Below are 19,918 nucleotides of genomic sequence, written 5' to 3'. Positions count from 1 at the left end.
CAATTATGGTCGAGGGTTTGGTGCTAATCCCGCCTGAATTTGAGCTGTCACAGGTATCTGAAATACCTTATGAGGATCATCTGCTGTAAGTGTTTTAGTTCTTACAACATGTTGCCCGGTTGCATCCAACTCCTCATGTGTCACTTCAATACCATATCTTATTATATCAAACCAACGCATCCCTTCCTGTAAAAATTCTGATTGCTTATAATCAAGGATTGTATAGATCAAACCCTCCTGTATATCTGTGACACCATAATACCCCTTAATTGATGCCTCGTCGATATTATATCCTGCAACATATCCGTCAATACGTGTACTAAGATAAGTATTCAACAAACTGATCGCTTTGGCCGTTTCACCCTTATAGGTATACGCTTCGGCAAGGTTAAACAGTACTTCTTCTGTGGAAAACAACGGAACCATTTCCCAGCCATTTCCAATTCCGCTTCCAATAGAGGTTTCTACAAAATATTCCTCGACTTTAGAAAGTACGGGATGTCCCTGAACATAACTGCCTGTACTGAAAGACCATGGTCCGCCTGACACTGGTACATTTGAAGTAAGGCTGCTAGCAATATCTGTTGTTAAACTAAATCTGCCAAAACTACTTAACCTCCACCACCATGAATTTGTTTCAACCAAAAGAAGGTTGGCCTTTTGATCTGGTTGAGTATAAACAACACTTAAGCTATTGTTTCCATTTAAATCTAAGGTGGTATAACCAACACCAACAGTTGTATTATTCCAGGGACGAAGATTTGCAGCAAAAGAATTCTCAGCAATTGAGGCGGTAGCATATTTTATAACACTATCATACTCTTGTTTGTACAAATAATATCTTGCGGCAAAAGCATTGGCAGCCGTTTTAGTAAAATGATATTTTGGTTTTGCGTATGCTTCATTTACTATTAAAGGTATTCCGGCAAACAAATCCTTTTGAATCATATCATATACATACTTCACCGTTTTACGGTCGTATTTCTTTATTGACACATTTTCCGGCTCGGTAACATAAGGTATACCAGGATCTGTATCAGCCGTAGATTCATTATAAAATTTTGCGAAAAAATTAACCAACATAAAATGAGCATAGGCTCTTGCTACCAAGGCTTCTCCTTTTTGTGCCTGATAATTTTGTGGATCCGGAACTTTAGCAATTGTTTCTAATGCCAGATTTGCTGCTGCAATTGCCTTGTAACAACCAAACCAGTAACTTTCAGGACCATCTTCGTCTACTCCTTTATTATCTTCATAAAAATAAAGGTTGTTAAGTAAAGTGCTCCAACTTGGAACTCCATTCTCATCGGTGATACAATCACCTACATTATCCGATGATACTTCTGCCATTGGATAATAATTATTTTGCGGATACGCAGACGCCAATAACTGTGACACCTTCTCAGGCGAATTTAATTTAGCCCTGTTATCGGGTTCTTTATCTAAGAATTTTTTACACCCTGCAGATGTTACCAATACTGCAAATACGCCGGATATAATTATCAATTTTTTCATCATTTCTACTATTTTAAAAACCAGCTTTAATGGATAATGTTATTTGTTTTTGCAAAGGCTGTGCTACACCTCCTGCATTAAAGAACTCAGGATCCTGCCCTTTCAGTTTTTTGTCAGAATAGATCAACCAAGGGTTTGTAACGGCTGCTGTGAACGACAAGTTCTTTACAAAATCTAATTTTTTTAACGAACTACTACTCAATTGATAAGATAATGAAACTGTTTTAAGTCTTATGAAGCCGCCATCAGCAACCTGCTTATCGGAATAGTTGTAATTATTATATGGATAAAAAGATTGCGTTCCCACTTTGTAGCCATAAAACTCATCACTGATCTGTGGTATATAGGTCAACTTCTCATCTCCCGGCTCCAACCATCTATCATGAAATTCTTTCGGTAATGCATCAAAATCTACATAAGAACTTCTAAATGCAGGGTATAAACGAATTTTATTTCCACCCTGATAAGTAATAAATATGTTCAATGAGAAATTCTTGTAATTAAATGTATTATTAAAACCTCCGGTAAATTTAGGATCAAGTGTACCTGAATAAAGCAGATATTGAACACTATCAGATTGAACATCCACACCTTGACTTGGTTTTCCATATTCATTGATAAAATATGGTATCCCTGTAAGATGATCTAACCCCTGATAATTTATTGAAAAGAGGCTATTTACCGCATACCCTTCCCTGTTACCCCCTTCTGGTTTTACCAGGTCGTAAATAATAGGTACATTTTTAGCATAAGTAATTTTATTTACGTTATAGCCATACGTAATGTTAGATTTCCAGTTCCAGTTTTTCTTTTTGATGATAGTACCACCAATCATGACATCAATACCATGTGATTTCATATCAGCATAATTGATCGCTTTATATCCTTCGCCACCAATACCAGCTGTTTTGATCAAACTGATCAAATCAAAACTATTTCTGTTATACCAGTCAAAACTAAAGTCTAATCTTCCGTTAAACATACCAGCATCAATACCGATATTTAACTGATGATTCTTTTCCCAGGTCAGATCAGCATTTTGAAGATTGATCAACTGCAATACAGACTCTCTTTCAGATGCAGGAAACCTGTTAGGAACAGCACTTTGTAATACTACATTTGAGTTTGTCACAGGGCCTAAACTTGCTGTAAGACCATAACTGGCTCTCAATTTCATATAGTCTACTTTACGAACATTCTCGAAGAATTTTTCCTGATCTATATTCCATGAACCACCAAAACTCCAGGTTGGTAACCAACGAGCTGTTTTAGATGCACCTAATTTGTTTGACCCATCATAACGAACAGTACCATATATATTGTATCTTCTGTCGTAAGTGTATTGCGCATTTAAATAGTATGCAACGAAACGATCATACGTTTTACTCATGCCATAATAAGGGAAGTTAGCTTCAATCGTTTTTTTCAGGATATGATAATCCGGAAATGCCACACCGCCATTATCATACTGATAACCATATCCAGTACTATTGTAGTTTTGACGATCAGTGTATTTCACCTGTTGTCCCAATAAAATTGCAATAGTGTGCTTGTCGTTGAAAGTGTTGTTATAGCTCAAACTGTTTCTTACATCATAGTTCGTTAAGAAATCTTCAGAGCGATTATAAAATCCGCCGTAAGGAAGAACACTTATCTTTTTTGTAGGATCTTCTCCATCAGGATCGAGGTATAAGAATTTATTACCGTCAATGATAACTTGCGTACCCATAGAGCGGTAAGCATTCGCCATGTTTGAATTTTCTGTGATCTGATGTTCTAAAGTAGATTTCACATAACGAAGTGCGCCAACAAAATCATACCTCAAATGTTTAGTGATCTTATAACTGATATCAGTTTGTAGTTTCAGGTCAATTACATTAACATCGATGTAATTATTTTTCAACTCGTCAATAATATTAAAAGGAGCCCAGTTTCTTCTGAAATATTCCAGATTCCCATTTTCATCATATGCTGTTATTGCTCTGCTGGTATTCAACGCATAACTGAAAGGATTGATATCAAATTCTCTGTCGTATTGACCAGAAACCACGTTGTCAGTACGTTTTAATGTACCGGGCGCTCTTTGCTGACGAACAGAACCATTGGTCAAAAATCCTACCGATAATTTATCACTGATATTATAGTTGTTTCTGAAATTCAGCGTATAACGTTTTACGTTATCTGCGATGGTCCAGCCATTGTCTCTGTAATAACTTGCTGAAAAGAAAGATTGTGATTTATCAGTACCGCTTGAAATACTTAGAGAATGCTCCTGAGTTAAAGAATTTCTGAACAAAATATCAAACCAATCCGTATTTGCTTTTGCATACCGTAACAGAAATGCATTTCTACCCTGCGGTGTATTTACAACAGGGAAATTTCCATTGGCATCGCCATTTAACAGATCATACATTTTACCATATACGCCATAATCTGCTCTTGATGCCAAAGCTCCCGGCTCTAAGAAACCATCTCTTTCCAGCGAAGCCAATGTAGACATCTGCTCTGCAGAGTTCATGATATTATATTCACCATAACTTGGTTTTAGCTGGGTACTGAAATTTACCGAATAAGCAATACTTGGTTTACCCTGCTTACCTTTTTTGGTAGTGATTACTACCACGCCATTCATTGCTCTTGCACCGTACAAAGCCGTAGCAGCAGCATCTTTCAGGATATCGAAGGTTTCGATATCATTTGAGTTTATCCCTGCTACTGATGAACCTAACAATGTAGTAGGATCTCCACTCGATAACTGGTCGTTTGAAATATTTACCAGATCCTCTAACACCACACCATCCACCACCCAAAGAGGTTTGTTATCGCCATTTATAGAAGTAGCACCACGAACTCTTACTTTTGGTGCAGAACCAAATGTACTTGACACGTTTTGAACAGTAACTCCTGCAGCACGACCTTCCAACATACGACTTACATCTACCACACCTGCAGTTTTTATCTCATCCGCTTTAAGCTTTACTCCGGCACCTGTAAATTTTTTCCGGTTGATCTGTTGAAATCCTGTTACAACAACTTCATCCAATGTATTATTGGCTTCAACTAATTTTATAATGAGATTTTCTCCGGCTTTTACTTCAATCGCTTTATATCCAACCATTGAAACACTGATCTTTGCATTGTCTCCTACATTACTGATCTCAAATTTTCCTTTATCATTTGTACTAACGGCCTTGCTGGCACCTACTACTTTAACGGTAGCACCCGCCAATGGCTTGCCCTTAGAATCTTCTACTGTACCCGATGCTGTTTTTTGAGCAAAGGAACCAATACCCAACAATATACCTATTACAAGTAATAACAGACTTCTACCATTCATTTTAAAAGGAGTTTTAGCAGTATAAATATTTAGCTTCGTAAGTTTAAAATACGAAAAATTACTAAAAGTATTAAGCAACATAATCTTTTGGTTTAGCAGTGTTGTTCCGGATAATTTCTGGAGAAATTTTACCAAAACTTTGGCAAATATAATGGGAAAGTTAATGAGATTCTTTCAGATTTTTTAAAATTAAGCGTTTTTTTTGTCGTTTTTTTTAGTTAATGGAGTAAAAAATGCGATTATTGCACAGCCTAAAACCAGCATTTATTAAAACAGATACTGTAACTGCAGCTTAACTTCTGTTTTCCTGTTTCCTTTTATTTCATCCAATCCGGAACCTACTGTACTTTTACCTTCATTGATCGTTTGCGCCAATCTCAACCAGAAGGAAAGCTTTTTACTGAAGTCATAATTGACGTTCACATAATACCTGAAACCCTTCTCATAGAAAACCGGAATAGAAAAACTGTATAGAACATCGTTTTCATATGCATACAGCCTACTATTATAATCATCAGTTTCAAAATATTGCAGCCTTATATTACCTGAATATTTTTTCATCATTGGTTTATAAATAAGGTCTGCATAAGATAAGAATCCATTAGAAGCTTGTGGTCCACGTTTATCAAACCACACGATCTCCACTCTTTGGCGCATAGTGAATGTAGGACTAACCTTGTAACTTATTTGTGTACGTAGATTTTGCTTAGGTTCAGGAACTACCGGACGAAACGTTAGATCAGATGGATTGTAATTACCGGATTTTGTTTCAGTTCGATAACGCAAATACATTTCTAGTTGCTTGTTAGGTTTGTAAGTCGCCTGAATCAAATAATCTGCACCTGTAGAAGGCGCATCTACCTGAAATTTTAACCACGGAAATTTGTAAAAATCTGCATATGCATCAATTCTCCACATGCTGTTAGGACGTATGCTGATACCCGTGTATAACCCTTTTTCATTGGTAGGAAAAGTGCTTTCTGTAAAGGCATTGGTATAAAGAGATTGATATTTTTTAGAGATGTTTCTATATAACATACTCATATCAATATTATTGGCAACACTCAATATCATTCCATTAACGAAAGCTGTTGCAGATTTACTGGTAGTAGCAGCCTCACCGAAGAAGTGCAGGTTTTTATAAGTATAGCTATAATCAACACTATAGTTACCAAAATTGCTGCCGCTCAATGCATACATATTATAAGGGTCATCTGCTTTGTTTATCGGAAACTCAAAATTATATTGTATCCCATTTACACCAACATGGAATTTATCTTTATTGTAAGCAACATTTCCGCCAAAAGCAATCTGACGTTGTGCTCCCTTATCTTCCAATTCGCTTGCTGTTCGATGGTAGCCCGATGTTTGTAATGAAGAAATAAAATCTTCGTTATTAAGTGTGTCTACATTAAAATTGGCATCGATCTTTCTATATGATGCAAACACCGTTGCCTCAATATTTCTTTTTGCAACAGTAATACCAATACCTCTATGAAAATTGATCTCTCCAGCAGAATTATAAGGACGCAATACAGGCAACTGCCTTTTAATATTAGTAACATCTACACTTTTTTTGAAAGCGAGGTTTTGCCATTGTGTTAATCCCTGGCCAAGATTTACTGTAAAATCACCTAAAGCCAACGCTTTCACAATTCCGATATTTCTAACAAAAAAATGTGCTGAGTAAAAATCAAACCCTTGTTTTTGTCCTCCTTTAAAAAACTGTTCCCCGGCATCTTTTTCTCCCACTATTCCATATTGCAACAGGTTTTTATAATGATACCTATACCTTACGAACAATCGTTGAGGACTGCCGGGGTAATAATTTTTTGTTGTAGCCGGATCTACTTTATACCCCTTTGATTTTTCTAAAATCTGGGTGGCTCGTATCAAAATACTATGATCACCGCCAGAGAGCCGATCGCCTATTGAACCAAATACATCCGCCCTTTCACTAACGGAAATGTATGGACGGATTTTATCGATCGTGTAGATATCCCACGCCGGAATGGCTTGCAGTTCATACAAATCAATAAACTTTCCAAAAAGATTTCTATAGCTAATAATATTTTGTATTTGTGCCGGAGAAAGTACAACCAGTTCTTTTAACTCTGTTTCATCTGCATAGTTAAGATTGACCGGGTTTTTAAGAAACTCCTGTAATTTCAACAAATAAGAATCATCTTCTGTTTCAGCATCTTCATTTACTTCTGTTATTGCTTCCAATTGCTGTTCCGTGGTATTATTTACAGGTGGCGCATTGGTAGGATCCTGCGCATTGGAATCAGTAGAGAAAAAACATACTGATAAAGGCAAAAGACAATACATAAGTAATCGCCTCAGGTCATCTTTTTTAATATCTAGAAACATCCTGTTACTTAATGTCATTATTAGTAATCTTTTCTTTTTTGCCAAAATTCATTATCAATAACAATCCCGGAGACCATCCCAATTGCGGATGATAACTACCGCTAACATCTAAACGAAAATTATTCCACGCCAACCCTACACCAGCATATGATGCAGAAGTAGCAGAAGAAATACCTGCTCTTGCAAAAAGTTGTTTCATGAACCTGTATTGAATACCGGCATTCACATTAACCGGAAAATCTTCCTCTTTTACAATTTCTGCTCCGACAAAGAATTTATCAGAAGCATCGTACCCCATCCCTAATTTGTAAGCAGCAGTTAATTTTTCATCTGTTTTCGAAAATTTTCCCCCAATAGGATTATACACATGAATACCTGCATTCAGCTTATCTGTAAGATGGGTGATCAACCCGATCTCAAAATCTACTGTGCTGGCACTATTATAAGACGGCACTTTATAACCGTAATAGTTAAACTGAACACCAACATCTACTTTACTACCAAGGCTTCTGGCATAAGCAAGCCCTAATTGATTTTCATTGTAATTCTTAAATCCAAAATATTTCATATTTACTCCGAAATTGCCCATTTTGCTGGGAATAGCAACAGATGCGGCATATAGGCTTGTTTCATTCAGCATGAATCGTCTTTCGCCATATACACCCACCCCGGCTGTTTCAATCTTTGCTAAAGAGGCCTGGTTCCCTAAATAAGAGAACACATCCTGATGTTGTGTACTATATGCTCCTAAACCAAGATAAGAGGCTGACAAAGGTTGACGAAGGGCTTGTGAAAAAGTTTCAGTCTGCAGCAGCAGAAAAAATCCAATCACCAAAAAAGTAGTTTTTTTCAAAGCAGTTTTTTTTATAAATCTATAACAATATAAAGATAAAACTTCAATTGGACCCACAATTTAGCAATTGTTAGTAAATTTGCGGCATGCAAATACTTGATGGAAAAATAGTTTCTCAGGCCGTAAAGGAATCTTTAAAACAAAAAACAAAAGAACTAATACAATCGGGCAAAAAAACACCACACCTTGCTGCAATATTAGTTGGAAATAATGGAGCAAGTGAAACTTATGTAGCAAGCAAAGTGAAAAATTGTGAGGAGATCGGCTTTAAAAGTACATTGATCCGTTTCGAATCAACAGTTGATGAACAAATGATCATGGACGCTATCAGGAAATTGAATACAGATGATGATGTGGACGGAATATTAGTGCAACTACCTTTACCAAAACATATCAGCGAAGAAAAAATAATTAATCTCATCAACCCTGATAAAGATGTGGATGGATTTCATCCTGTCAATATCGGCAAAATGATACAAGGGTTACCCACCTTTTTACCTGCTACCCCTTATGGTATTTTATTGATGCTTGAACATTATAAAATTGAAACAAAAGGAAAACATGCTGTAGTTATAGGTCGCAGTAATATTGTTGGAAGACCGATCAGTATTTTATTAAGCAGGAATACATACCCCGGCAATTGCACTGTTACCATTTGTCATAGCCATACACACAACCTAAAAGAAATTTGTTTACAAGGTGATATCATTGTAGCAGCCTTAGGCAAGCCTGAATTTTTAACTGCCGATATGGTGAAAGAAAATGCAGTGGTAGTAGATGTTGGCATCACCAGGATACCTGACGCCAGCAAAAAGAGCGGTTTTGCAATAAAGGGAGATGTGGATTTTGCTAATGTATCGCCTAAATGCAGCTACATAACCCCTGTACCAGGAGGTGTAGGTATGATGACCATTGCCGCCTTACTTATGAATACCTTTGCTGCTTCGCAATTAAAAAACTAAACGTGACGACCGAAAAAAAAATAACCACATTGCCCGTAATGGAGCATTTTTATACATTACAGGGAGAAGGCTTTCATCAGGGAAGAGCTGCCTATTTTATCAGATTGGGCGGATGTGATGTTGGCTGCGTATGGTGTGATGTAAAAGAAAGTTGGGATGCAAATAAGCATGCAATGTTGGATATTGGAAGTTTGAGGTTAGAAGTTGAAAAAACTCCGGCAAAACTGGTTGTTATTACTGGCGGCGAGCCACTCATGCATAATTTAACTGGTCTTACCAAAGAGTTACAGGATGCAGGATTTGAGACAAATATCGAAACCTCAGGAGCACATCCGTTGAGCGGCAACTGGAACTGGATATGTCTTTCACCCAAAAAATTCAAAGCTCCACTACCCGAGATCATTCCATTGGCAAATGAACTGAAAATAATCGTGTTCAATAAAAGTGATTTTGATTGGGCCGAAAAATATGCAGCGTTGGTATCACCCCATTGCAAACTTTATCTGCAACCGGAATGGGACAAAGCCGCTGAAATAACTCCCGTGATAATTGACTATATCAAGCAACATCCGCAATGGGAATTGTCCTTACAAATACATAAGTACATTAATGTTCCTTAAAATGGGAAGTTTTAACGTTCTTCTAATTATTACAGTATAATTATTGCCGCAAAACACATTATCTTCAATTCCTCTTTTGAGCCATCATGAAAAGATATTTTGCTATATATATAAGATTTTACTTCATCGTTAGTTGCCTGTTGCTTATTGCCAATTTCACTAATGCTCAGTGGTACGATCCTGAGAAAGTAAATAAAAAAGCCGGAGACATTTATGCTCAAGCCTATCAAAATGGTGTAGATGAAAAATACGTTGAAGCCGTAAACAACATAAAGAAAGCAATTGCAATCGACCCTAAGTTTGTAGATGCCTATTTAACATTGGCAGGAATATATGCCAATCAAAAAAAATACGATTCATCTGTAATTACTTTTGAAAAAGCATTAGAACTGGATTCTGTTTACTCCCACACCTATTTGCTACCCTATTCTATTTCATTGGCAGGAACAGGCCAGTTTTCCAAAGCGCTTGTAGCTATAAACAAATTCTTAACGATCCCCGTTTTAAACGAACGAAGCATTAAAGCCGGGCAATACAGGAAAAGTGTTTATGAATTTGCGATAGATTACGAAAAAAAACATTCAGCAAAAGATTATGTATTTGCTCCAAAGAATCTGGGAGATAGCATTAATTCGCAATACTCAGAATACTATCCCTCGTTAACCATTGATGGAAGCAAGATGATCTTTACAAGACGTGTACAGGATGACGAAGATTTTTTTGAAACAGATCTTACAAACAAAAAATGGATAAATGCCAGCCCCCTGCATGGCAAAGTCAATACCACATTTAATGAAGGCGCCCAAAATATTTCTCAGGACGGCGAGTGGATCGTATTTGCCGGCTGCAATTATCCAAACGGAAATGGCAGTTGCGACATCTACATAAGCTATAAAACAAACTCCGGTTGGAGTGAAGCGGAAAATCTTGGACAAGGGGTAAATACAGAATATTGGGAATCCGCTCCTTCTATCTCTCCTGACAAAAGAGATATTTATTTTAGCAGCAGTCGGCCAGACGGATATGGCGGAAAAGACATTTGGGTGACACACCGTTTGTCCAATGGCAGGTGGAGTGAAGCAGAAAATCTTGGAAATACTATTAATACAAATGGCGACGAAGGCTGTTCTTTTATTTATGCAGATAACCAAACATTATTTTTCAACAGCAATGGACATCCGGGTTATGGACAATCTGATCTGTTTCTATCAAAGAAAATCAATGACAGCACCTGGAGCACTCCACAAAATCTTGGATATCCTGTAAACACCATAGATGAAGAAGGGTCTTTAATTGTAGCTGCTGATGGCAAAACAGCCTATTATGCAAGCGATGGGGTGGATAGCCGTGGAGGACTTGATCTGTATAGTTTTCAATTAAGAAAAGATATTCAGCCACCAAAAACACTTTGGGTAAGGGGAAAAGTTTTTGATGCAAATACCAAGCAAGGACTTCCATCAACCATTGAACTAACTGACATACACACCCGAAATGTGATCAGCAAAGTACTTACAAATGAAGTAGGTGATTATTTAGCTACTTTACCCGTAGGAAAAGACTATGCTTTTAATGTAAACAGAAAAGGATATTTATTTTATTCTGAAAATTACAATATAGATATCAATAGTATCGACACAGTGTATACAGCTGACATCCCATTACAACCACTTGAAGCAGGTGCAGCAGTAGTTTTAAAAAATATTTTTTTTGACAGCAAACAAACCGCGTTAAAACCAGAATCTATCATTGAATTGAACAAAGTGATTCAATTAATGAATGACAATCCAAAGCTTACCATATTGATAACCGGACATACTGACAACGTAGGCAAACCCGCCGACAATTTGCTATTGTCGAATAACAGGGCCGCAGCGGTAGTTAATTATTTACTTGCCAGCAGACAAATTTCGAGAGCCCGCCTGCAAAGCAAAGGCTTGGGAGCCACTAAACCTATTGCAGACAACAGGACCGAAACAGGCCGATCCCTTAACCGCAGAACAGAACTTTTTGTCATTAGCAACTAATTTCGCTTTTTGTTCATCTATACAGTATGAACAAAGATCTACTTTACCAAATTGCATTAACATTAGTACCTAACATAGGGGACGTTCACGCTAAAATTCTTGTAGGTATATTCGGAGATGCCGAGTCTGTCTTTAAAGCAAAGAAAAAAGAGCTTGAATGTATTGAAGGCATCGGAACCATAAGAGCAAGTTGCATAAAAACATTCGACAATTTCTTAAGCAGTGAAGAAGAAATTAAATTCATTGAAAAATATAAGATCAGTCCATTATTTATTACTGACAGCCGATACCCTCAACGGTTGCTTAATTGTTATGACAGCCCCACTCTCTTGTATTATCGTGGCAACGCAGATTTAAATACGTCTAAAATAGTATCAATAGTCGGCACAAGGAACAATAGCGAATATGGGAGAAATATTTGCGAAAAATTAGTGGAAGATCTACAGGAAGAAAATATATTAATTGTAAGTGGCCTTGCTTTTGGGATTGACACCATAGCTCACAAAGCCGCGATAAAAAATAATTTGCAAACAATCGGTGTATTAGCACATGGGTTAGATAAAATATATCCGGCACAAAATAAAATATTGGCAAAACAGATGATTGACCAGGGAGGATTATTAACAGATTATTTAAGCAATACCAATCCCGATAAACAGAATTTTCCCAAACGAAATCGGATCGTTGCCGGTATGTGTGATGCCTTGGTAGTTATAGAAAGTGGTAAAAAGGGCGGATCACTGATCACCGCGGAATTAGGTAATGGTTACAATAAAGATGTTTTTGCGTTTCCGGGGAAAACAACCGATACAAAAAGTGAAGGCTGTAATTATCTTATAAAAAATAATAAAGCGTTCCTAATAACCGATGCCGAGGATCTGCTGACACTAATGAACTGGACACATAAGAAAAAGAAATCTCCGAAAAAACAACGGGAACTTTTTATAGAACTGACAGATAATGAAAAAATAATAGTCGACATACTTTCTCAAAATGAATCTTTGCAAATTGACGAATTATATATCAAATGTGGATTGAGTAGCAGCGCAATGGCGGCCGCATTATTACAACTTGAGATGCAACAGGTTGTAATTACTTTGCCTGGAAAGATATATAAGTTAAATTAGTTTTTAGGTCATAGTTTTTAGTTGCTATGTTTTCCGAACTCCCGACTATAAAATATGACCTAAAAATCGAGAACTTTGTATTTTGAAGTCGTCATTGTATCTTTGCACATGGCTACAAGAAATAACTCCTCCAATCTACCAAAATCAAAAAAATTTTTCGGCGAAGGCTTAACATTTGACGATGTGTTGCTTATGCCTGCCTACTCACAGATTTTACCACGTGATGTAGATATCAGTACAAAACTTACCAAAACTATCACGCTGAACGTACCTATGTTGAGTGCTGCTATGGACACCGTAACAGAAGCTGCATTAGCAATAGCTATCGCAAGAGAAGGCGGATTGGGTATTTTGCATAAGAACATGAGTATCGAACAACAGGCAGAGCAGGTTCGTAAAGTAAAACGAAGCGAAAATGGCCTGATATTAGACCCTGTAACACTTAGCCCGGATGCCACCATTGGTGAAGCTCTTCGTTTAATGAAAGAAAACAAGATTGGCGGTATTCCTATTGTAGATGCACAACATAAATTGGTAGGTATTCTTACCAATCGTGATCTTCGTTTCGAAACAAATTATAAAGAAAAAGTATCTGTTGTAATGACCAAGGATAATCTCATTACAGCGCCTGAAGGAACTGATTTGAAAAAGGCAGAACTTTTATTTAAGAGAACAAAAATTGAAAAATTACCGGTAATTAATAAATCAGGGAAATTGATCGGCCTGATTACTTTCAGTGATATATTGAAATTAAAAAGTCATCCGAATGCAGTAAAAGATTCATTTGGAAGATTATTAGTTGGTGCAGGTGTTGGCATTACAAAAGATTCGCTGGACAGAGTTGCAGCGCTTCACCGTGTAGGCGTAGACGTTATTTGCCTTGACAGTGCTCACGGGCATACAAAAGGTGTAATGGATACATTAAAAGCAATTAAAAAAACTTTTAAAGGGTTACAGGTAATAGCAGGCAACGTTGGTACTGCTGCCGGTGCAAAAGCATTGGCCACAGCTGGAGCTGATGCTGTAAAAGTAGGCATCGGACCAGGTTCTATCTGTACTACCAGAATCGTAGCAGGAACAGGTGTTCCGCAAATTACCGCTGTTATGGAAGCTGCTGCTGCATTGAAAAATACTAATGTGGGAATCATTAGTGATGGAGGCATCCGTTATACAGGCGATATGGTAAAGGCTTTAGCAGCAGGTGCAAGTTGTGTAATGATGGGAAATGTTTTTGCAGGTACAGAAGAAAGTCCGGGAGAAACGATCATTTACGAAGGAAGACGCTTTAAGCAATACAGAGGCATGGGCAGTTTGGGAGCAATGGCTGAAGGCAGCAGCGACAGATATTTTCAGGACCCAGAAGCTGATATCAAAAAATTTGTACCGGAAGGAATTGAAGGAAGAGTAGCATTTAAAGGACCTTTAAAAGAGGTCGTACATCAATATGTTGGCGGATTAAGGGCAGGAATGGGTTACTGCGGTGCTAATACAATTAAATCGCTGCAACTAAACTCAACATTTGTAAAAATAACAAATGCAGGCATGAAAGAAAGTCATGCACATGATGTGGCTATCACTAAAGAAGCTCCAAATTACAGCAGGTAGGTTAAAAAGTTTAATGAGTCTAGCTCCTTTTAAACTTTATATTCACATTGAATTATTCTCAATGAAAAAAATATTACTGCAATTTTTCTTCATTTGCATTTTTGCTCATTCGCATTTTTGTGCATCAGCGCAGGATTCATCACATATACGTATATCACTGCTTACCTGTACTCCCGGAGAAGAACTGTATTCAACATTCGGACACAGTGCTTTACGCATAAAAGACAGCAGCAACCTGAGTGATATTGTATATAACTACGGTACTTTCAATTTCGATGACAAAGACTTTTACCTGAAATTTGTACGTGGCAAATTATTGTACTATGTTTCTACAGAATACTTTGAAGATTTTAAAGATGCTTACCAATCTACCAACAGAGGTATAACCGAACAGGTGCTAAATTTTTCTCCGGAAGAAAAACTCAATATACAAAAAGCTCTTTTTGAAAATATTAAAGAAGAAAACAAGTATTACAAATACGATTTCTTTTTAGATAATTGTACCACACGCCTGAGAGATATCATCGTTAAAAACAAAAGTGATCGTCCATCCTTCAAAGCCGTGATGCCAAAAAATACCAGATTCAGACAGGCAATACATAGTTATCTTGATAAGGGAGAGAAATACTGGAGTAAGCTAGGCATAGATATATTATTGGGCCAACCAACTGATGCCATCATGAGCATCGAACAATCTCAATTTTTGCCAGATAATTTGATGAAGTCTTTGGACAGCAGTAATCAAAACCATCAAGTGGTATTATCTGAAACAAATTTATACCCCATTGAAGAAAATGAAAAAGGTAGTTTTTTATTTACCCCATTAAGCATTTTTTCTGCTTTATTGATAACTGTTTTTTTAATCAGCCTTTCTGCAAACAAATGGGCTACGATATTTTTAAAGGGATTTGATGGCATCTTATTTTTTACAACAGGGGTACTGGGAATTGTTTTAATTTTTATGTGGACAGGAACAGATCATGCAATGTGTAAAAACAATTTTAATTTACTCTGGGCAATTCCTATGCATGCGGCAATGGCTTTTTTTATTGGCAGTAAAAAACAATGGGTTAAAAAATATTTTGCTTTGAACGGCATATTTCTTGCATTGGTGTTATTAAGTTGGTTTTTTTTACCCCAACAAATGAACAATGCTTTACTACCTTTAGTGCTACTATTAATTTACAGAAGTCATACCATATATGCTCACTAAAACGCTGACTTACAACAATGCAATTGTATCATACAAAACTATTGGTGCCGGCACTACTGTTATGCTGTTACATGGATTTGGAGAAGACAGTGAAATATGGAAACACCAGATCAGTTATTTACAAAAAAATTTTCATTTAATTATTCCGGATATTCCCGGAAGTGGAAGTTCTGCATTAATACCTGATGCCGATATAGATACTTATGCTGAAGTAATGAAAGCCATATTAGATATTGAAAAGATCAATCAATGTGTGATGGTGGGGCACAGTATGGGTGGCTATATTACTTTAGCTTTTGCTGAAAAATATTCGGAATATTTAAAAAGTTTTGCCTTGTTTCATTCAAGTGCTTTTGCCGATAGTGAAGAAAAAAAACAAACACGAGAAAAAGCCATCGCATTTATAATGGCTAATAATGCGTATAATTTTTTAAAAACGAGTATCCCCGGCTTGTTCCGATTTCAGGAAGGCCCCAATGCATTAACTCCCTGTATCAATGAGCTGATTGAAAAAGGTAAAAATTTTACTGCTGCCGCATTGATACAATATTACAGAGCAATGATCGGCAGACCGGACAGAACTGATATCTTAAGGAAAACTTCTTTACCTGTATTATTCGTCATTGGAGAGTTCGACAATGCTATTCCTCTTGAAAGTAGTCTGAAACAATGCTACATACCCAATAAATCACATATCCATATTTTACACAACTCAGGCCATATGGGCATGCTTGAAGAAACGGAAAAAACAAACAGCATTTTATTTAAATTCCTAAACAGCACATCGTAATCAGTTCATATGCGAATTAAACAGGTTATTTATTTAGCAATTCTTTCATAAATAATCCTGATAATGGACAGCGTTTTAAACTACTTTTGAGTCTTCATTATCTGTGTATTACGATGAGGAGAGTTATCTATACCATATTATTCCTGTTTATATTTACCAACGTTTCTGCCAGACATATAAAAGGTGGTTTTTTTAGCTATAAATATTTAGGCGCAGGCATTACAAACCCTTCCTATCTCAGATATAAAATTACACTTACTGTTTTTATGGAGTGTCATCCTAGCGACCAACAATTAAATGCTAATATAAATTTCACCATTTTTAATCCCAGAACATTTCAGCGTTTGGCTAATCCCGGGGTGACGATCACGAGAGAATATGAATTAGAGAAAACATATGATGAACCTTGTATTTCCGGCGATCAGAGAGAATGCTACTATACCATTGCAGTTTATGAATTAAATAATTACGAGTTACCTGTATCTGCAGATGGATATATGTTTGCCTATCAGAGATGTTGCCGGATAGAAGACATGGATAATATTATTAATTCCGGAGATGTTGGCAATACCTATACGATTACAATACCCGGTACATCTTCCACAGTTGTTGATGCAAATAAAAATAATAGCCCGGATTTTTTCATCAATGATACTGTTGTCGTTTGTCAAAATAGTTTTTTCAGTTATCCATTTAAGGCTACCGACATCGATGGAGATTCATTATCATATAGCTTATGTAGCGCTTACCTGGGTGGCGGGGCTCCTCCCAATGGACAGCCAGAACCTAACCCTGCAGCAACTCCTCCTTATAATATGGTGCCCTATAAATCTCCTTACAATGGAAGTAGCCCGATGGGATCAAAAGTTACAATTAACTCAGTTACCGGCATGATCAGCGGCATTGCCCCTCCTATCGTAAACACAGGCGAATATGTAATTACTGTATGCGTTTCTGAATATCGCAAAGGAATTTATTTTGCAGAATCAAGAAAAGAATTACATATTAGAGTCAGAAACTGCGATCCTATCAAAGCATTTTTAAACCCAAAACCTGTAACCTGTGATGGGTTCAGCGTAGATTTTTCAAATGATATCTTTACACCTTCCGGCACTGTTTATAATTGGAATTTTGGAGACCCTAATTCTGGCATTGCTAATACATCCACTTCTTCTAAGCCAACGCACACTTTCACTGATACAGGCATTTATACAGTAAAATTAAAGATATCATTAAACGGTCTTTGTGCAGATTCTACAACATTAAAAGTTAAAGTGTACCCTGGGTTTTTCCCAGGATTCCGTACCACTTCACCATTGTGTAAAGGTCAACCCATTCAATTTAGAGATACTACTAAAACAAATTACGGAACTGTTACCGGCTGGCGCTGGGACTTTGCAGATGCAGCGGCAACAAATGATACCAGCCATCTGAAAAACCCTTCATATACATATACAACAGCAGGCACTATACAGAATGTACAATTCATAGTAGCCAACACTTTTGGGTGTATTGATACTGTGTATAAAGACATCATAATTTCAGACAACCCGTCTATACAAGCTATGAATGACACCCTCATTTGTTCCATAGACAACCTTAGACTAACAGCAACGGGTAATGGAAATATAACATGGACTTCTGATAATATATTCGATGGGGTGAATGGTCAAGGTTCAAACCCAATTGTCAGCCCCAATTTCCCAACAAAATATTACGCTACAGTTATGGATGCTTCGGGTTGCAAGAACACTGATTCCGTTTTTGTTGATGTAAGAACCTTTATAACAGTAGATGCAGGAAACGACACCACCATTTGTAAAGGTGATATAATTTCTCTGCATCCAATTAGCGAAGCATTGCAATATAAATGGTTACCAGCTGCAGACATAGATAACGCATTCATAAAAAACCCTTCGGTTAGTCCTTTATCAACTACAACTTATCGTGTTATCGCCAACCTTGGATTGTGTCAGGCTGAAGATATTATTACCATTAAGGTAGTACCTTATCCTGCTCAACAGGTAGTAAAGGATACGGGAATATGTTTTTCTTTTTCTGCAAAGATATATGCCGCTGGAGGTAGCAATTACAGTTGGTCGCCGGCTACATTTTTATCTGATGCAAATATTGCTTCACCGGATGTACTTTTTCCTACGGCAACAACAACATACATTGCAACTGTTACAGATACACTTGGTTGTCCAAAACCTACTTACGACACGTTTACAGTAAGAGTGATCCCGAAAATTATTGCAGATGCAGGTCCACGTGATACAGCAATTGTAATAGGAGAAACGCTGAACCTACATGGTAGTGGTGCAGAAATTTATTCATGGTCACCTGCTACAGGGTTAAGCGATCCGGGAAGCCAAAACCCGTCTGCTAATCTTGATAATAACATGGAATATGTACTATTGGCTCAAACCAAAGAAGGTTGCAAAGGCAGTGATACGATCAGTATAAAAGTATATAGAGTTGACCCTGACCTATATGTACCTACCGCATTTACTCCAAATGGAGATGGGATGAATGATGAGTTTAAGCCCATCTTATTAGGCGTAAAACATCTCGACTATTTCAATGTATTCAATCGCTGGGGACAATTAATATATTCATCTGTTAGTACCAAAAAAGGCTGGGATGGTACATTTGGGGGAAAGCCACAGGATCCCGGCACCTATGTTTGGCAGGCAAAGGGGCTTAGTTTTGAAAATAAAATATTAAGTAAAAAAGGATATGTTATTTTGATCAGATAAGATATTTTTTATGCACACAATCAAAACTAAAATAAAGATTTACATATATTTATTTTTATCAAGTTGTATATTCGAAAAGAGTGTCTGATCAGTATACTAAACAGATACATTTATTCGTTTAAAGGTTTATCCAGCCGGAGAGTTTGGCATGAATTTGGACTCTTGTAGCTGCATAACACCCGTATTCCCTTTAACGATAAGTTAGTGCGGCTGTTATAAATCCAATAAATCTAATCGAACAACGGATGAAAAACCGCTTACTACTACCTTCTGTATTGATAATGTTACTATTATCATCTAACAACCTGAGGTCTCAGGATGTTATCAGGCAAACAGCCTGTTCAGATCTCAACATATTACGACAAGCGGATAGTATCAAACACGAAATATATAAGCAGGGATTTATTCTGGTTAAAGAAAATACCATGCTCATGGAAAGTGAGTATGAAATGCCAATCATTGTTCCATTAAATGCCGGCACCTGGTATCAATTTGTTTTTATAGGTGAATACACTTCAAAACTATTTGAACTTAGAATGTATGATTGGGACGAAAAAGAAGTAGCTTATATAAAACATCAATGGGGTGATATTGATGGGACTGTTATCAGATATTCATACATACCCAAATTTTCTGAATACCATATGTTGAAAGTCGTTCAATCAAACAAATCAAAGAAAAAACTTTGTGGCTTTGTTATGATGTTCAAAAAAGTTGATGGATAATTTGATTCTTCATTT

At 36.9% G+C, this 19,918-nt stretch carries 13 protein-coding genes; 9 read left to right on the top strand and 4 right to left on the bottom strand.

Features of this window, described 5'->3' with window-relative positions; translation table 11 throughout:
- Window positions 1-3: 3 nt before the first annotated feature.
- The 4 genes from LK994_RS07625 to LK994_RS07610 form a co-directional block, all read right to left on the bottom strand.
- A complete protein-coding gene (locus LK994_RS07625; RefSeq protein WP_229759476.1) occupies window positions 4-1,518 on the bottom strand; it encodes a RagB/SusD family nutrient uptake outer membrane protein in 1,515 nt (504 codons plus the stop codon).
- 10 nt (window positions 1,519-1,528) lie between these two features.
- Window positions 1,529-4,933: a SusC/RagA family TonB-linked outer membrane protein gene (locus LK994_RS07620; RefSeq protein ID WP_229759475.1), complete on the bottom strand. Its 3,405-nt coding sequence runs from the start codon at window positions 4,931-4,933 to the stop codon at window positions 1,529-1,531.
- 186 nt (window positions 4,934-5,119) lie between these two features.
- Window positions 5,120-7,243, bottom strand: coding sequence for a ComEA family DNA-binding protein (locus tag LK994_RS07615; RefSeq protein ID WP_229759474.1), 2,124 nt, complete (start codon window positions 7,241-7,243; stop codon window positions 5,120-5,122).
- Window positions 7,230-8,078, bottom strand: a complete 849-nt coding sequence (locus LK994_RS07610; RefSeq protein WP_229759473.1) for a PorV/PorQ family protein — start codon at window positions 8,076-8,078, stop codon at window positions 7,230-7,232. Before LK994_RS07610 ends, LK994_RS07615 begins: the two co-directional genes overlap by 14 nt.
- An 86-nt stretch (window positions 8,079-8,164) precedes the next feature.
- On the opposite strand from LK994_RS07610, the gene LK994_RS07605 reads away from it, so the two are divergent.
- The 9 genes from LK994_RS07605 (at window position 8,165) to LK994_RS07565 (ending at window position 19,903) form a co-directional block, all read left to right on the top strand.
- On the top strand, window positions 8,165-9,040 hold the full coding sequence (locus LK994_RS07605; RefSeq protein ID WP_229759472.1) for a bifunctional 5,10-methylenetetrahydrofolate dehydrogenase/5,10-methenyltetrahydrofolate cyclohydrolase: 876 nt from the start codon (window positions 8,165-8,167) through the stop codon (window positions 9,038-9,040).
- Between the two features lie 2 nt (window positions 9,041-9,042).
- Window positions 9,043-9,660 carry a 7-carboxy-7-deazaguanine synthase QueE gene (locus tag LK994_RS07600; RefSeq protein ID WP_229759471.1) on the top strand — a complete coding sequence of 206 codons (618 nt, stop codon included), beginning with the start codon at window positions 9,043-9,045 and terminating at the stop codon, window positions 9,658-9,660.
- An 86-nt stretch (window positions 9,661-9,746) separates the two neighbouring features.
- Window positions 9,747-11,684, top strand: coding sequence for an OmpA family protein (locus LK994_RS07595; RefSeq protein WP_229759470.1), 1,938 nt, complete (start codon window positions 9,747-9,749; stop codon window positions 11,682-11,684).
- Window positions 11,685-11,710: 26 nt separating this feature from the next.
- Window positions 11,711-12,811: a DNA-processing protein DprA gene (gene dprA / locus LK994_RS07590; protein ID WP_229759469.1), complete on the top strand. Its 1,101-nt coding sequence runs from the start codon at window positions 11,711-11,713 to the stop codon at window positions 12,809-12,811.
- A 108-nt stretch (window positions 12,812-12,919) separates the two neighbouring features.
- Window positions 12,920-14,416: an IMP dehydrogenase gene (guaB, locus tag LK994_RS07585; protein WP_229759468.1), complete on the top strand. Its 1,497-nt coding sequence runs from the start codon at window positions 12,920-12,922 to the stop codon at window positions 14,414-14,416.
- 61 nt (window positions 14,417-14,477) lie between these two features.
- Window positions 14,478-15,629 carry an Lnb N-terminal periplasmic domain-containing protein gene (locus tag LK994_RS07580; protein WP_229759467.1) on the top strand — a complete coding sequence of 384 codons (1,152 nt, stop codon included), beginning with the start codon at window positions 14,478-14,480 and terminating at the stop codon, window positions 15,627-15,629.
- Complete coding sequence (locus tag LK994_RS07575) at window positions 15,619-16,419, top strand: alpha/beta fold hydrolase (RefSeq protein WP_229759466.1); 801 nt, start codon at window positions 15,619-15,621, stop codon at window positions 16,417-16,419. Before LK994_RS07580 ends, LK994_RS07575 begins: the two co-directional genes overlap by 11 nt.
- Window positions 16,420-16,532: 113 nt before the next feature.
- Window positions 16,533-19,178 (top strand): PKD domain-containing protein, encoded by a 2,646-nt coding sequence (locus tag LK994_RS07570; protein WP_229759465.1) that lies wholly within the window; start codon window positions 16,533-16,535, stop codon window positions 19,176-19,178.
- Between the two features lie 245 nt (window positions 19,179-19,423).
- Entirely contained in the window at window positions 19,424-19,903 is a 480-nt protein-coding gene (locus tag LK994_RS07565) for a hypothetical protein (protein ID WP_229759464.1), read from the top strand.
- Window positions 19,904-19,918: the final 15 nt, after the last annotated feature.

Origin of the sequence: Ferruginibacter lapsinanis, assembly GCF_020783315.1 — a bacterium.
GTDB classification, from domain to species: Bacteria; Bacteroidota; Bacteroidia; order Chitinophagales; family Chitinophagaceae; genus Ferruginibacter; species Ferruginibacter lapsinanis.
This window is presented reverse-complemented; position numbering and strand designations above follow the sequence as displayed.

What these genes read in the sequence shown, in the direction of transcription:
- LK994_RS07625 (WP_229759476.1), bottom strand. Translation starts at nt 1,518, where the DNA reads ATGATGAAAAAATTGATAATTATATCCGGCGTATTTGCAGTATTGGTA.
- LK994_RS07620 (WP_229759475.1), bottom strand. Translation starts at nt 4,933, where the DNA reads ATGTTGCTTAATACTTTTAGTAATTTTTCGTATTTTAAACTTACGAAG.
- LK994_RS07615 (WP_229759474.1), bottom strand. Translation starts at nt 7,243, where the DNA reads ATGACATTAAGTAACAGGATGTTTCTAGATATTAAAAAAGATGACCTG.
- LK994_RS07605 (WP_229759472.1), top strand. Translation starts at nt 8,165, where the DNA reads ATGCAAATACTTGATGGAAAAATAGTTTCTCAGGCCGTAAAGGAATCT.
- LK994_RS07595 (WP_229759470.1), top strand. Translation starts at nt 9,747, where the DNA reads ATGAAAAGATATTTTGCTATATATATAAGATTTTACTTCATCGTTAGT.
- dprA (WP_229759469.1), top strand. Translation starts at nt 11,711, where the DNA reads ATGAACAAAGATCTACTTTACCAAATTGCATTAACATTAGTACCTAAC.
- guaB (WP_229759468.1), top strand. Translation starts at nt 12,920, where the DNA reads ATGGCTACAAGAAATAACTCCTCCAATCTACCAAAATCAAAAAAATTT.
- LK994_RS07580 (WP_229759467.1), top strand. Translation starts at nt 14,478, where the DNA reads ATGAAAAAAATATTACTGCAATTTTTCTTCATTTGCATTTTTGCTCAT.
- LK994_RS07575 (WP_229759466.1), top strand. Translation starts at nt 15,619, where the DNA reads ATGCTCACTAAAACGCTGACTTACAACAATGCAATTGTATCATACAAA.
- LK994_RS07570 (WP_229759465.1), top strand. Translation starts at nt 16,533, where the DNA reads ATGAGGAGAGTTATCTATACCATATTATTCCTGTTTATATTTACCAAC.
- LK994_RS07565 (WP_229759464.1), top strand. Translation starts at nt 19,424, where the DNA reads ATGAAAAACCGCTTACTACTACCTTCTGTATTGATAATGTTACTATTA.